The sequence below is a fragment of the Kribbella sp. NPDC050124 genome, assembly GCF_044460355.1.
Taxonomy (GTDB): domain Bacteria; phylum Actinomycetota; class Actinomycetes; order Propionibacteriales; family Kribbellaceae; genus Kribbella.
The window spans coordinates 97733-111279 of record NZ_JBITJU010000011.1; the positions used below are offsets into that span (position 1 = coordinate 97733).

General features: G+C 70.0%; 19 protein-coding genes. 13 read left to right on the forward strand and 6 right to left on the reverse strand.

The genetic code is table 11. The features are described from left to right. Positions 1-13 precede the first annotated feature (13 nt). A complete protein-coding gene (locus ACIBL3_RS24855) occupies positions 14-664 on the forward strand; it encodes an SDR family oxidoreductase (RefSeq protein WP_396355925.1) in 651 nt (216 codons plus the stop codon). Positions 665-694: 30 nt separating this feature from the next. Next, the gene (locus ACIBL3_RS24860) at positions 695-1129 is read left to right on the forward strand and encodes an OsmC family protein (RefSeq protein WP_396355926.1); all 435 of its coding nucleotides are present in this window, start codon (positions 695-697) and stop codon (positions 1127-1129) included. Here ACIBL3_RS24860 and ACIBL3_RS24865 read toward each other — a convergent pair. Then, positions 1126-1899: an SDR family oxidoreductase gene (locus ACIBL3_RS24865; protein ID WP_396355927.1), complete on the reverse strand. Its 774-nt coding sequence runs from the start codon at positions 1897-1899 to the stop codon at positions 1126-1128. The two genes, ACIBL3_RS24860 and ACIBL3_RS24865, sit on opposite strands and share 4 nt — an antisense overlap. Before the next feature lie 9 nt (positions 1900-1908). Then, on the reverse strand, positions 1909-2376 hold the full coding sequence (locus ACIBL3_RS24870) for an Lrp/AsnC family transcriptional regulator (RefSeq protein WP_396355928.1): 468 nt from the start codon (positions 2374-2376) through the stop codon (positions 1909-1911). A gap of 94 nt (positions 2377-2470) precedes the next feature. Between ACIBL3_RS24870 and ACIBL3_RS24875 the strand changes: the two genes are divergently transcribed. Further along, complete coding sequence (locus ACIBL3_RS24875) at positions 2471-3319, forward strand: TIGR03619 family F420-dependent LLM class oxidoreductase (RefSeq protein WP_396355929.1); 849 nt, start codon at positions 2471-2473, stop codon at positions 3317-3319. Then, positions 3316-3741: a nucleoside deaminase gene (locus tag ACIBL3_RS24880; RefSeq protein ID WP_396355930.1), complete on the forward strand. Its 426-nt coding sequence runs from the start codon at positions 3316-3318 to the stop codon at positions 3739-3741. The genes ACIBL3_RS24875 and ACIBL3_RS24880 overlap by 4 nt, the downstream gene beginning before the upstream one ends. Positions 3742-3759: 18 nt before the next feature. Here ACIBL3_RS24880 and ACIBL3_RS24885 read toward each other — a convergent pair whose 3' ends face one another. After that, the gene (locus ACIBL3_RS24885; protein WP_396355931.1) at positions 3760-4611 is read right to left on the reverse strand and encodes a toxin-antitoxin system, toxin component; all 852 of its coding nucleotides are present in this window, start codon (positions 4609-4611) and stop codon (positions 3760-3762) included. A gap of 97 nt (positions 4612-4708) precedes the next feature. Here ACIBL3_RS24885 and ACIBL3_RS24890 point away from each other — a divergent pair, with 97 nt between their 5' ends. Then, positions 4709-5143 (forward strand): GNAT family N-acetyltransferase, encoded by a 435-nt coding sequence (locus ACIBL3_RS24890; protein ID WP_396355932.1) that lies wholly within the window; start codon positions 4709-4711, stop codon positions 5141-5143. A 200-nt stretch (positions 5144-5343) separates the two neighbouring features. Here the strand turns inward: ACIBL3_RS24890 and ACIBL3_RS24895 are convergent, their stop codons facing one another. Next, on the reverse strand, positions 5344-6291 hold the full coding sequence (locus ACIBL3_RS24895) for a helix-turn-helix transcriptional regulator (protein WP_396355933.1): 948 nt from the start codon (positions 6289-6291) through the stop codon (positions 5344-5346). A 122-nt stretch (positions 6292-6413) separates the two neighbouring features. Here ACIBL3_RS24895 and ACIBL3_RS24900 point away from each other — a divergent pair, with 122 nt between their 5' ends. From ACIBL3_RS24900 to ACIBL3_RS24920, 5 genes are read left to right on the forward strand one after another with little or no spacing between them, the layout of a single operon-like run. Continuing rightward, complete coding sequence (locus ACIBL3_RS24900) at positions 6414-6971, forward strand: RNA polymerase sigma factor (RefSeq protein WP_396355934.1); 558 nt, start codon at positions 6414-6416, stop codon at positions 6969-6971. Beyond that, on the forward strand, positions 6971-7786 hold the full coding sequence (locus ACIBL3_RS24905; RefSeq protein ID WP_396355935.1) for a zf-HC2 domain-containing protein: 816 nt from the start codon (positions 6971-6973) through the stop codon (positions 7784-7786). The genes ACIBL3_RS24900 and ACIBL3_RS24905 overlap by 1 nt, the downstream gene beginning before the upstream one ends. Further along, on the forward strand, positions 7783-8652 hold the full coding sequence (locus ACIBL3_RS24910) for an ATP-binding cassette domain-containing protein (protein ID WP_396355936.1): 870 nt from the start codon (positions 7783-7785) through the stop codon (positions 8650-8652). Before ACIBL3_RS24905 ends, ACIBL3_RS24910 begins: the two co-directional genes overlap by 4 nt. Beyond that, positions 8649-9524 carry a hypothetical protein gene (locus tag ACIBL3_RS24915; RefSeq protein ID WP_396355937.1) on the forward strand — a complete coding sequence of 292 codons (876 nt, stop codon included), beginning with the start codon at positions 8649-8651 and terminating at the stop codon, positions 9522-9524. The genes ACIBL3_RS24910 and ACIBL3_RS24915 overlap by 4 nt, the downstream gene beginning before the upstream one ends. Continuing rightward, a complete protein-coding gene (locus ACIBL3_RS24920) occupies positions 9521-10120 on the forward strand; it encodes a hypothetical protein (RefSeq protein WP_396355938.1) in 600 nt (199 codons plus the stop codon). Before ACIBL3_RS24915 ends, ACIBL3_RS24920 begins: the two co-directional genes overlap by 4 nt. On the opposite strand, the gene ACIBL3_RS24925 is transcribed toward ACIBL3_RS24920, so the two are convergent. Beyond that, positions 10071-10610: a DinB family protein gene (locus ACIBL3_RS24925; protein ID WP_396355939.1), complete on the reverse strand. Its 540-nt coding sequence runs from the start codon at positions 10608-10610 to the stop codon at positions 10071-10073. The two genes, ACIBL3_RS24920 and ACIBL3_RS24925, sit on opposite strands and share 50 nt — an antisense overlap. A gap of 52 nt (positions 10611-10662) precedes the next feature. On the opposite strand from ACIBL3_RS24925, the gene ACIBL3_RS24930 reads away from it, so the two are divergent. The 3 genes from ACIBL3_RS24930 to ACIBL3_RS24940 are packed head-to-tail and all read left to right on the forward strand — an operon-like array spanning position 10663 to position 12525. Next, a complete protein-coding gene (locus ACIBL3_RS24930) occupies positions 10663-11613 on the forward strand; it encodes a helix-turn-helix transcriptional regulator (RefSeq protein WP_396355940.1) in 951 nt (316 codons plus the stop codon). Continuing rightward, a complete protein-coding gene (locus tag ACIBL3_RS24935) occupies positions 11606-11908 on the forward strand; it encodes a DUF1905 domain-containing protein (protein ID WP_396355941.1) in 303 nt (100 codons plus the stop codon). Before ACIBL3_RS24930 ends, ACIBL3_RS24935 begins: the two co-directional genes overlap by 8 nt. A 59-nt stretch (positions 11909-11967) precedes the next feature. Then, on the forward strand, positions 11968-12525 hold the full coding sequence (locus ACIBL3_RS24940) for an isochorismatase family protein (protein WP_396355942.1): 558 nt from the start codon (positions 11968-11970) through the stop codon (positions 12523-12525). Here ACIBL3_RS24940 and ACIBL3_RS24945 read toward each other — a convergent pair. Next, complete coding sequence (locus tag ACIBL3_RS24945) at positions 12522-13454, reverse strand: NAD-dependent epimerase/dehydratase family protein (protein ID WP_396355944.1); 933 nt, start codon at positions 13452-13454, stop codon at positions 12522-12524. The genes ACIBL3_RS24940 and ACIBL3_RS24945 overlap by 4 nt on opposite strands. Positions 13455-13547 lie beyond the last annotated feature (93 nt).

The window sequence follows — 13547 nt, forward strand, 5'->3', positions numbered from 1 at the left end:
TTAGGCTCGGGGTATGCGAGTGGTGATTGCGGGTGGACACGGGCAGATCGCGCTGCGGTTGACCAAGCTGATGGCCGGGGACGGGCATGAGGTAGTCGGACTGGTTCGCAACCCGGATCATGAAGCCGACATCGCCGCCGCCGGCGGACAGGCCGCCGTACTGGACCTTGAACAGGTCGACGCGGCTGCCGTGGCCGAGGTGCTGGCGGGAGCCGACGTGGCGATCTTCGCCGCCGGTGCGGGGCCGGGCAGCGGGAAGGCGCGCAAGGACACCGTCGACCGGGGGGCCGCGGCGCTGTTCGCGGACGCTGCCGAGCAGGCCGGCGTACGGCGGCACATCCAGGTCGGCTCGATCAACGCCGACCGGGCGAACTCGCTGACCGACGACGAGGTGTTCACCGCCTACCTCAAGGCCAAGTGGGCCGCCGAGGAGGACCTGCGGCGGCGCGATCTCGACTGGACCATCCTGCGCCCGGGCGGTCTCACCAACGAACCCGGCACCGGCCTGGTCCAGCTCGCGGAGCACATCGGCAACGGCCGGATCAGCCGCGACGACGTGGCGCTCGTGCTGGCCGGCCTCTGCGACACCCCGGCCGCGATCGGCCGGACCCTCGAGCTCGTCGCCGGACAGACCCCGGCGGCCGAGGCACTGAAGAACCTCTGACGTTGCCACAAGCAACAGAATGTGACGGTTATGGGCGACACTCTCCGGCAGGTGCACTTCGAGCGCCTGGCCAACAGCAGCTACGAGGTCCGCAACGCGCGCGGCGGCACGATCCGGGTCGGCTCGGGTGGTGAGGACACCGACTTCACCCCGATCGAGCTGCTGCTTGCGGCGATCGGCACCTGCACCGCGATCGACGTCGACATCGTGGTCAGCCGCCGGTCCGAGCCGACGGAGTTCAAGGCGGTCGTCCGCGGCGACAAGGTCCGTGACCCCGAGGAGGGCAACCGGATGGAGAACCTCGCGGTCGAGCTCACCATCGGATTCCCCGAGGGCGAGGACGGCGACAAGGCCCGCGAGGCGTTGCCGCGCGCGGTGAAGATGTCGCACGACCGGCTCTGCACGGTCAGCCGCACGGTCGAGCTCGGGACACCGGTCACCACGACCGTCGACGAGACGGTCTAACCGAGGAACTCACCGACCGGCCGCAGCCGGGTGGTGAGGAGCTTCTGCGTGCGCTCACCGGCCAGCCGGACATCCGAGGGCGAGCCGGGGGTGAAGGGCAGCGACTGCGGGTCGAGGCCGTCGCGGGTCGCGATCATGCGACCGAGTTCGAGGCGGTTGACGGCTTGGGGTCCGGCCACATGGGCCGGGCCCTGGAGGTCGGACGCCAGGAGCTCGAGCAGTGCGGTCGCGAGGTCGGTGACGTGCACCGGGCAGCGGATGTTGCCGGTGTACAAAGCACCTGGCCCGCCCGCGGCCAGCGCGTGCACGAGGCGCTCCGTCGACGACGTGCCGTCGTACCCGATGATCAGCGAGGTCCGGGCGACGACGGCTGACGGGTCGATGGCTCGGACCGCTGTCTCGGCGGCTGCCTTCGCTGCGCCGTACGGCGTGACCGGGCACGGGCTCGCGTCCTCGTCGTACGAGTGGTCGCCGCCGCCGAAGACCACGTCCGTCGAGACGAAGACGAGTCTGATGCCGCGGGCCGCGAGGGCAACATTGGCCGGACCGTCCGCGGTCGTCGCCCAGTCCGACTGCAGGAACGCGGTGTGGATGATGCCGTCCGGGCGGACCTTGCGGACGACGTCCTCGACCTCGCCGCGATCCCGGACATCCATCCGGACCCCGCCCGGCACTGGCTGTCTGTAGTACGCCGGTACCACTTCGTGCTCAGCCACCCGCGCGATCTCGCTCCCCAGTAGCCCACCAGCCCCAGTGACGAGCACCCTCACCCGGTCAGCCTACGCGGAAACCGTTGACTCCGGCGTCTGCCGCGGGCCGCGCAGGGGGAGGGTCTGGGAGTACACGAGGTTGGTGGTGGTGCTGCCGAAGTCGGTGAGCTCGTTGACCAACTCTTCGAGGTGCGGCATCGACGCCGCCGCGACCTTCAGGGTGTAGCAGTCCTCGCCGGTGGTGCGCAGACACTCGAGGATCTCGTGGCGTTCCTTGAGCAACCGGTGCAGGGGCTCGTGCTTGTTGCCGGGGTACTTCAGTCGTACGACGGCCAGCACCGGGTAACCCACCTTCGTCAGATCCACCTCGGCGCGATACGCGGTGATGATCCCGGCCGACTCCAGCCGGCGGACGCGCTCGGTGGTCGCGGAGGCGCTCAGGTTCACCCGGCGGCCGAGCTCGGTCAGCGAGATCCGGGCGTCGTTCTGGAGCTCGGCCAGGATGGCCCAGTCGGTCGGATCGAGAGTCTCGGTCATACCGCGAATATACCGGCGATTCCCCGGCCCGACCCGCCGTACGCCGGGAGGTTTCCCTTCAAAACCGCACCCTCGGCTGGCTAGCCTGTGAGGCGTGGAACTCGGTGTGAACGTCCCCAACTTCGGCCCCGGCGCGAACCCGGCCCGGCTGCGCGACTGGGCCCGCACGGTCGAGGGCCTCGGCTACGACCTGCTGATGGTCTCCGACCACGTCGCGATCACGCCCGACGTCGCGGAGCAGTACCCGGCGCCGTTCTTCGATCCGTTCACCACGCTCAGCTGGCTGGCCGGCGTCACCGAGCGGGTCCGGCTCGGCACCACCGTGCTGATCGCGCCGTACCGGCACCCGTTGCTGGTGGCAAGGATGGCGGCGAACCTCGACCAGCTCAGCGGCGGCCGGTTCGTCCTCGGCGTGGGCGTCGGCTGGGCCCGGCAGGAGTTCGAGGCGCTCGGTGCGGATTTCGAAGCGCGCGGCCGGGTGACCGACCAGACGCTGATCGAGATCCGGCGAGCCTGGGCGAACGACAAGGACTACGGCGGCGGCTCGATCCCGATCTGGGTCGGCGGCCGCAGTACGGCGGGCATGCGCCGGACAGTCCGGTACGGCGACGCGTGGCACCCGCTGCGGGAACGGCTCGACTGGATGCGCACGGCACTGGACCGGCTGCGCGCGATCGCCGCCGAGGAGGAGCGCCCGGTACCGGAGTTCGCGCCCCGGATCCTGCTCCGGCTGACCGAGTCACCGCTGCCCGACGACGAGCGGGTGGGCGGTGAAGGCTCGCTCGACCAAGTCCTGGCCGACCTCGACGCACTCCATGAGCTCGGCGCGCGGAGCGTCGTACTGGATCCCTTCATCGGCGACCCCGCCGAGACCGAGCGGCCCGAAGTAGCTTGGCAGGCGCTGGCGACGGTCGCCGCGCACCGACGACAGGAGAACACATGACCCCCGAAGCAGAAGGCTTCCTTCGCCGCGCGATCGAGCTGGCCGCGGCCGCCCGGCGATCCGGCAACCCGCCGTTCGGGTCGCTGCTGGTCGGCCCGGACGGGACGGTGCTCGCCGAGGAGCAGAATTCGACGATCACCGACGGCGACATCAGCTTCCACCCGGAGCTGAAGCTTGCGGTGTGGGCGGCCCGCGAGCTGGACCCCAAGACGGCCGCGGGGACGACCATGTACACGAGTTGCCAGCCGTGCGGGATGTGCTCGGGTGCGCTGGCACGGTCCGGGCTCGGCCGGGTGGTCTACGCGTTGTCCGGTGAGCAGCTCGACGGACTCAAGTCCACCGGCGGCTTCCCCGCCGTACCGCTGGAAGGCCCTGCGCTGTACGACGAGGCGAAGGTGCCGGTCGAAGGCTACTACGCGTAGACCGGCACCGTTCGCGGATCAGATCGGGCCGAGGCAGAGGGTGTAGCGCTGCGAGCCGACCTCGGAGGTGTACGCCGCCTCGTAGCCGGGGAACTGCTCGCACTTGGTGTCGTCGACAGTGTCGTCGAGCTTGCCGACGACCTTGTACTCCGCCTCGGACGACGCGCAGTCGACGACCTTGACGTCCGGGGTCGTCGACGTGCCCTTGTTCACCACGCAGGATCCGACTGTGGCGTCGGACGCGGTCGTGATGGTCAGGTTGATCGCCACGATCGCGACGAGCAGCGCGATCGGGAGCAGCAGCATCGCGATCGCCGGGCGCTGCAGCAGCGGCTTGCCCGGGTTCATCGGCCGGCCTGGGGCGCCGGGGGCGGGCTCGGGGAGCTTGCGGAACTTCGACCACGGCTCGAGGTTCATCAGCATCGTGATCGGGTTGACGATCATCGAGCCGATACCCCACCAGCCCTGCCACAGGCTCTTCGAGGTCATGTCCCGCACGGTCGCGATCCCGCAGGTCCGGCAGAACGGGCCCTGCAGCTTCAGGAACCGCATCACCACGATCATGCCCTGGTGCCCGCGCACGGTCGCCTGCACGGCGGGGAACCCACCACAGAACCGGCACTGCACCGCCGCCCCCTGCGGCATCGGCTGCTGTTGCGGCTGCCCCTGCGGCTGACCCGGCTGCTGGAACTGGCCCTGCTGCTGGGGTAACGGCTGACCCGGCTGCGGGAACGTCTGCTGGTGCGGCGCCTGCTGGTACTGCTGAGGCTGCTGCGGCTGGGTGTACTGCGGGAACTGCTCCGGCGGACCGTAGCCACCCGGCTGGTTGGGGTACGGGTTCTGCGGGGGCTGGGGAGGGGATGTGGTCACGGACGCTTCCTGGAAGACGATGACGGAACAAGACGAACCACCGCACTTTACTCACCCCAGTGGTCCACTTGGGCCTTCCATGTGGCACCGTGCGTCCATGCTCACGATCGGTCCCCTGGAACCCGCGGATCGCCCGGCCTGGCAGCAGTTGTTTGCCGGGTACAACGAGTTCTACGGCCGCACGATGCCGGACGAGTTCTACGATCAGGCCTGGACCAGATTCCGGCAGGACACCGAGATCCACGCCCTCGGCGCCCGCCTCGGCGGCCAACTGGTCGGCATCACGCACTTCCTCACCCACGCCAGCACGACCTCGCCCGACTCCTGCTACCTGCAGGACCTCTTCACCGCCCCCGAGGCCCGCGGCCAGGGCGCCGCCCGCGCGTTGATCGCGGCTGTCACCGACTGGGCGCGAGCGCGCGGATGCGGCCGCGTCTACTGGTCCACCCACGAGTCGAACGCGACCGCCCGCCGCCTCTACGACCAGGTCGCCGAGAACCGCGGCTTCATCCTGTACGGCGTCCCGCTCTAGCAACCCGACCAACCCCGCCGCAACCACCTACCCGCGCCACTCGCCCCGACCAGCCGCCAGTCACCGACCCGCCCCCTTTGATGGGTCAGCCAACCAGCGTGTGGGTCAGCCCACCTGATTCCGGTTGGGCAACCCACGTTCTGGTGGGTCAGCCAACCAGCGGTGGGTGGGCCAGGGTGGCGGCTGGGAACGGTGTGCGATCAGACGGAGCCGGTGTAGCGGTCTGCGAGCTCGCGGCCGAGGCGGGCCAGCTCGGCCTGCACCGACGGCGGATCGATGACCTCGATCGAGCCACCCCAGCCGGCCAGGTGCTGCGCGATCATCAGCGGCGTCGGCGCGGTCACCTTGATCCGGACGCGCTCACCGTCCATCCCGTCGACCTCGCAGTGCCGTCCGAGCCGGTCCTGCATCACCCACAGGTGCCGTTCCTCCATCAGCACGGTCGCGGTCAGTCCGGAGCGCCGTTCCTCCATCTGCTCGACGACCGCGTTCCAGGCCGCGGACAGGTCGAAGTCCGCGGGCCGCTCGAACTGTTCGCCGGTCGCCTCGGCTGACACCACCCGCTCGACCCGGAACGTCCGCTGTCCCTTCGGCGTCCAGGCGATCAGGTACCAGATGTCGTCCTTGTCGACGAGCCCGAGCGGATCGACGACGCGCTCGGACGGCTCCCGGCCGCGTCCTGCGTAGACCAATCGCACCTTCGCCCGCCGTACGACGGCATCCTGCAACTGCTTCACCAGCTCCGGGCGTTCCTTCACGTTCTCGCCCCAGCGAGCCGGATCGATCACGACCGCCTCGGCCGCTGCCTCGGCATGCTCGCGGAACGTCTGGGGGAGTGCCCGCACGAGCTTGCGCAGCGCTGCTTTCGCATCCGGCGCGATCGACGCAGCCGGCCCGACCAGCAGGAACAACGCCTGCGCCTCCGGAGCGGTCAGCCCACTGAGGTCCGTCCGGGCGCCGCCGATCAGCTGCCAGCCACCGTTGCGTCCAGGCTGTGGATAGACCGGGATCCCGGCGGTCGACAGCGCCTCGAGATCGCGCCGCGCGGTGGCGACCGAGATCTCCAGCTCCTCGGCCACCTCGGCCGCGGTCACCCGGCCGCGCGCCTGCATCAGCAGCAGTACTGCCACCAGTCGATCCGCCCGCACCCGACCATGCTCGCAGACAAACCGCTCAACCGCTGAGCACTTATCCCGGGCACTCTCAGTCGCTGGAAAGGCACGGAAAATCAGGTCGATCCGGACGCGAAGTCCGCTGCGACAGTAAAGACATGAGCACCCTGTCCGACACCGAGCTGCTGCGGAACATCTCCGCCGGCGACGAGTCGGCGCTGCGGATGCTCTACGAACGGCACGCCGGCTGGCTGCTGCTCCGGCTGAACCGCCGCTGCGGCAGCCAGGACGTCGTGGCCGGCGCGCTGCAGGACACCTTCGTCGCGGTCTGGCAGTCCGCCGGACGGTTCCGCGGCGAGGGCGACGTGGCCGCCTGGCTGTGGGGGATCTCCATCCGCCGACTCGTCTCGGCGCTCCGCGGTCACCCGGCGGCCGACCCGCTCGGCGACGACGTTGTCGGCTCCGCCGTACCGGCTGTCAACAGCGCAGAGGACGAGTTGCTGCGCGGAATCGAGTACGGCGACGTCGGACGCGCACTGCGGACGCTGCCACCGGAGCTCCGCGCGACGCTGCAGGCGACCGTGATCGACGGGCTGACCACGAAGGAGGCGGCCGTGCTGCTCGGCATACCGCAAGGCACCGTGAAGAGCCGGCTGCGGGTGGCCAAGAGCCGGTTGCGCGACCAGTTGATGCCGACCCGGGACGGGAGGATCTGATGACCTGGCACCTCGGTCCCGAACTGCTGGACCGCTACGCCGACGGTGACCTGGACCTCGCTCGCCAGTCCGCCGTGGAGACCCACCTGGTCGCCTGCGCCGACTGCCGCCGCCTGACCTCGGCCAAGGCGCCGCAGGACCTGCTCGCCGACATCTGGCAAGGCGTAGAGATCGCGACCGCCCGACCGCGGCTGCCCTGGCCGCTCCGGATCGCGCGGAGGCTCGGCCTCGCCCACACCGACGCGATCGTCCTGCGCGCGTCCAGTGCGCTCTACCGGCCGTGGCTGCTCTCGCTCGTCGGAGCGTTCGTGATCGGGGTCGGCGGGTCCATGCTCCCGGCAGCGCAGCAGCGCGCGTTCTACCTGCTCTTCGCTCCGTTGCTCCCGGCAATCACGGTCGCAGCGGCGTACGACACCACCGACCCGATCCGCGAACTGGCCGCGGCCACACCGTTCAGCAAGGTCCGCATCGCCCTGCTGCGTACGGCGTCCGCGGTTGCTGTCGCGCTACCCGTCGTACTGCTGGCCGGGCTGGTCCTGCCGTTCGTCGGCGCGGACGCGTTCGCTTGGCTGCTGCCGTCACTGACTCTGACCCTGCTCGCGCTGACGCTGCTGACCTGGTGGACCGCACCGGTCACCGCCTGGGTCGTCGCCGTTGTCTGGCTCGCAGTCGTCGGAGTCCTGCGGTCGGCCGATCAGCTCAGTGCGATCGAGACTCCGTTCGCCCAGCTGGCCTTCGCTGTCGCAGCCCTCCTGGCGCTGGCCGCTCTCGCCATTCGGCTCACCTCGCACCATGCACCAGGAGGCTACGCATGAGTCCCCAGATCGCCGTCCTCGACGGCGTCACCAAGTCGTACGGCGGTACCGAGGTGCTGCACCGCACCGACCTCGGCTTCGACCGCGGCGTGATCGGCCTGCTCGGCCCGAACGGCGCCGGCAAGTCGACCATGCTCCGCCTGCTCGCCACTGCCATGCCACCGACCGCCGGCCGGATCGTCGTCAGCGGCCACGTCGTCACCGGCGGGATCGCAGAGCGTACGGCGGCCCGCCGCCGGCTCAGCTACCTGCCACAGGAGGCCGGCATCCCACACCGGATGACCAGCTTCGGTTTCCTCGACTACATCGCCGTACTGAAGGAGTGGAAGGACACCGACGCACGGCATCGCGAGGTCAACCGCGTCCTCCGCCTGGTCGGGCTGGCAGACCGCTGCACGAAACGCGTGTCGGCGCTCTCCGGCGGGCAACGCCGGCGACTGGCCCTCGCGCAGGCGCTGATGGGTGAGCCGGACCTGGTCGTGCTCGACGAACCGACGACCGGCCTCGACCCGGAGCAGCGGGCGTCGCTGCGCGGCATCCTGTCGTCGTACGCCGACCGCGGCGCCGTGCTGATCGCGACCCACCAGACCGAGGACGTGTCCGCGCTCTGCGACCGGGTGATCATCCTCGACGACGGCAGCATCAGGTTCGACGGCTCGGTGGCGTCGCTGATCGCGCTGGCTCACGGGCAGGTGTGGATCGGCGCCGAGGTGAACTCCGGGGCCCTGTCCTCCTGGCGCACCGGGACCGGTGAAGTGCGATCCCTCGGCGGGGTCCCGGCCGCGGGCAGCCGCCCGGCCGAGCCGGCGGTCGAGGACGCGTACCTGCTCGTCCGGAGCGAGACGATGATCGGAGAGCCGCGATGACTACCGCTGTGGTCGCCGCTCGGCCGGAGTCGATGCTCGGCCAGTTGGCGCGCAAGGAGATCGCCCGCTACGCCTCGCATCCGCTGTTCCTGGTCGGCGTCGCGCTCGTCGCGCTGACCTCGATCGGCAAGCCGGACGGGAACATGTCGTCGCTCGGCAACGTGATCGCACCGGCGGCGGGGTTCGGTGTGATCGGCCTGCTGGTGATGGCGTCGCTGACCCGAACGTCCGACCAGATCGCGACGGCAGCCGGTGCGGTCGTGGTGACCGAACGGACCCGGACGCTCGGGCTGCTCTGTGCGCTGATCGTGCCGTTCGCGGCCGGACTGTGCTGGCTGGGCTGGGCGATCTGGGCCTGCCGGCACTGGCCGCCGCCTCCGTACGGCGCGCCGTTCGGTGACATCGGCGATGGTTGGGTCCTCGCGAACTTCATAGCGCTCGGAGTGCTCCCGGCTCTCGGCGGGCCAATCCTCGGGTTGCTGGTCGGGCGTTGGGTCCCGCGACGCGGTGCGGCACCGCTGATCGCCGTACTGGTGGTGGCCGAGACGATCCTGATGCAGGGGCTGTTCGAGTCGCTGCGGTACATCCGGCCGGTCGCGCCGTGGACCTACTTCGCCGGTCCGGTCGGCGTGGAGGGAGACGCCGACCGCATGGTGGTCCTGACTGGGTCACCACAGTGGTACTGCGTGTACCTGCTGGTGCTGTGTGCACTGGGCGTCGTACTCGCGCTGCTCCACGACCGCGAACGACCACGCCGTCCGTTGCTGATCGCGCTCGGTGTGATCGCGGCGCTCGCGGTGGTCACGGCCACGCTGGCGATCACCACCGGCGTGCAGGACGTCATGATCAACCCACTGCGGTCACAGCCATGATCCGGTACGCCGCCCGCGCCGTCCCCTGGGGACTCCTGGGGACCGGCGCGGGTCTGACTTTCGGGCTGCTGCTGTTGGTAGAGCGCTGGCCGTACGAGCTCTGGCCGCTGCAGGGCACTGCCGTCGGGTTGCTCGCGGGAACAGTCGTCTGGTGCTACCCGGAACCGGCCGCCGCGGTCGTCGACACGCTGCCACGTGGGCTCGGCTGGCGTACGGCGGCTCGGTCGGCCGGTGCGGTCGCAGTCGTGCTGGTGTGGCTGATCGCCGTACGAGCGACGCGGCCTGGGTACTTCGGTCACGCCATGGACGTCGCCTGGCAGGGGATCGCCCTGGCAGCCGCGGCGGCCGGGTTCCTCACCTGGCAGCGGGCCCGCGGCTCCCACGGGCCGGCACGGGCGGTGTCAGCGGGGATCGTCGGAGTCGCGCTGTTCGTCGCCCTGGCCCGTCCGTTCGCGGACGCCGTACCCGTGTTCCCCTACATGGCGGACGACGACTGGGCGAGGAGCCGCTGGCTGTGGGCGTCACTGCCCGTAGCTGTCGTGCTGATCAGCTTGGTGCGCCCTCGCCAACCAGGCCGTCGATGGACTCGCGGATGAGGTCGGCGTGGCCGGTGTGGCGCGCGTACTCCTCGATCAGGTCGACGAGGATGTAGCGCAGGCTCGCCGACCGGCCGTTGCGGGACCGCTGCGCGAGCTGGTCGATGCCGCCGGTGGCGAGTGCCTCCTCGACTGCCTTGCGGGAGCGCTCGACCGCGTCCTGCCAGAGCGTCATGAGCTGCTCGGGGGAGTCGTCGGCGGCGCTCTGCCACTCCCAGTCCGGGGTCGCGTCCCAGTCCACCGTGTCCCACGGCGGCGGCAGCTCCCGGTCGTGCAGCCGGCCGGTGAAGTACTCGTCCTCGACCAGGGCGAGGTGCTTGAGCAGGCCACCCAGCGTCAGCGTCGACGGCGGGTGCTTGGCCGCGAGCCCGTCCGCGTCGAGGCCGCCGCACTTCCAGGCGAAGGTCCGGCGGTTCCGCTCCAGCGCACCGATCAGGGTGTCGATCTCGCTGCCGGCGATCGGGGGCTCCAGGAGAATCTCGTTGTCCATGGCCACACTGTACGAGCTGTTCCGGACGGTTCTCTTCCGGAATAGTGGGGCCATGGCGTACGACGAGAGTCCGACGGCGCGGACCCTGATGGTGCTCGAGCTGATCCAGAACAGTCCCGGCATCACCGCCGAGCAACTGGGGGACAAGCTCGGCGTCTCCGAGCGAGCCGCCCGGCGGTACGTGGCGATCCTGCGCGAGGCCGACGTACCGATCGAGTCCGTCAGAGGCCCGTACGGCGGCTACCGGGTCGGACGTGGGCTGCGGCTGCCACCGCTGATGTTCAGCACCACCGAGGCGCTCGGGCTGGTCATGGCTGTGCTCGAAGGGCCGCGTGGCGCGGACGATCCGGTGGAGAACGCGCTCGGCAAGATCGTCCGGGTGCTGCCGGAGCCGATCGCCCGAGCGACGGACGCCGTACGGCGGGTGAGTGCGCGCGGGCCGGATCCGGGGGCGCGGACGCCGGACCCCGAGATCACCGCGCAACTCGTGACGCACAGCACCGCGCAGCGGCGGATCGAGTTGTACTACGAGCGGTGCCCGGGGGAGGGCTGGACGATGGACGTCGACCCGTGGGCGGTCGTCGTACGCCGGGGGCGCTGGTACCTGTTGTGCTGGTCGCACACGAAGTCGGCCAAGCGCGTGCTGCGCGTGGACAAGATCAAGCGGGTCGATCCACAGGACGCGACCTTCAGCCCACCTGAGGACCTTGATCCGCTCGCGTCGGTGGAGGAACATCTCGCGCTCGGCTGGAAGTACAAGATCGAGGTCGTCATCGACGCGCCGATCGCCGACGCGGCGTGGTGGATCCCCCGCAGCATGGGCCGGCTCGAGGAGATCGACGCCGGCCACACCCGGCTGCTCGCGAGCACCGACGAGCCGGACTGGTACGCCGCGCAGCTGACCGCGATCAAGGCGCCGTACCGTATCCTCGGCTCGCCCGAGCTGCAGGAGGCCAGTCGCGCGCTCGGCCGACGTTTGCTGGAGGCAAGCAGCTGTGACTGAGATCGAGTTCGCCGGGGAGATCTGGTACTGGCGCGGCCCGGCGCCCTTCTTCTTCATCACGGTCCCGGACGAGGAGAGCGCCTACTTCGAGGCCGAGTCGAACTTCGTCACCTACGGCTGGGGGATGATCCCGGTCCAGGCCGAGATCGGCGGCACCGTCTGGGACACCTCGATGTTTCCCAAGGACGGCCGGTACATCCTGCCGGTCAAGACCGCGGTCCGGCGGGCCGAGGACCTCGACGACGGCGACGTGCCGACCGTCCGGCTCCGGCTGCGCAGCTGGAAGGTCTCCTGAAACTGTCCACGGCCGGGTCTAGGGTTCGTTGCGCACCCGGCAAAGGGAGGGAACCTCACATGTCCACGTTGTCCGATCGGCCGAATACAGCCCTGCTCGTCATCGATGTCCAGACCGGCGTCGTGTCAGCGGGACACGAGCGCGACCAGGTAGTGGCGAACATCAGCACGCTCGTCGACAAAGCCCGTGCCGGCGGTGTGTCAGTGGTGTGGGTTCAGCACAACAGCGAGAACCTGGTGAAGGACAGCGAGAACTGGCAGCTCGTCCCGGAGCTGAAGCGCTCCGAGTCCGAGCCGCTCGTCCACAAGACCTTCGCCGACTCCTTCGAGGACACCGACCTCGAGGACGTGCTGGCCGCGGCCGGGATCGGCCGGCTGTTCGTCAGCGGCGCGCAGACCGACGAGTGCATCCGCTCGACCATCCACGGCGCCTTCGTCCGTGGGTACGACGTGACCCTCGTCGGCGACGCGCACACCACCGAGGACCTCTCCGAGTACGGCGCCCCGACGCCGGACAAGGTGATCGCCCACACCAACCTGTACTGGCAGTACCACAAGGCTCCTGGCCGGACCGCGGCGGTCGAGACCACCGCGGACGTGACTTTCCAGGAGTCCTAGGCCTGGCCCTTGATCCAAGCGGGGAAGCCGTCGCGCCAGCTCGGGTACTTCGGGGTCCAGTCGAGTTCCTTGCGCGCCTTCTCGTTGGAGACGCCACGCGCGGTGGTCATCTGAGCCAGGACGAACTCGCCGGCGAGCAGCTTACCGAGCCACGCCGGCACGCGCATCGGCGGCTTGGCGCCGGCCACCTCGGCCAGGTACGGCAGCCACTCGGAGACCGGAGCCGGGTCGTCGTCGGCGATGTTGTAGACGCCGGGCTCACCGCGCTCGATCGCGGCCAGCGTCGCGGCTGCGGCGTCGGTGGTCTCGATGAACGACCAGATTCCGGCGCCGCCGGCGACGACCGGCAGTTGCCGTTTGCGCACCATCTCGACCATCGCGTCCGACGCGCCGGGCCCGTAGAAGGACCCGTAGCGCAGGACGATTCCCTCCGGGGCCCGCTCCTGCACGGTCGCGTCCACGTACTTGATCGCGGCGAGCGTTTTGGCCGCGGACGGGACCGGGTTGGTGATAACCGGGTCGGTCTCGGTCTTCACCGGACCGCCGGACTGGTCGTAGATGAAGTTGTGGCCCTGAGCGACCACCCGGCGGGTGCCGGCTCGCTCGGCGGCCGCCAGCAGGTTGTCCGTGCCGCGGGTCCGCAATTCGTTGGTGGCGGCGAACACCTGGTCGACCTTGCGCAGGTTGCGCATCTCGGCGAGCGCAGTCATCTGGTGCACGATCACCTCGGGCTCGGCGGCTCCGACCGCGGCGATCACCGCCTCCCGATCCAGCCCATCGACGACGACCGCCTCGGCACCCGCCGCCCGCAGTTCCCCGATCTTGCCGGGTGACCTCGTGGTGGCAGTGACCTGGTGACCTGCCGCAACCAGCCCAGGCACCAGGTGCCGACCGAGTGCGCCGGTCGCTCCGGTGACGAAGACTCGCATGTTCGTTCCTTCCGATCGTGTTGTCGCTCTGAGGACACCGCCCGCCGCATCGGTGTGACATCTGGTGCCCGCGGTTTTCCCCGGGATCCGCGG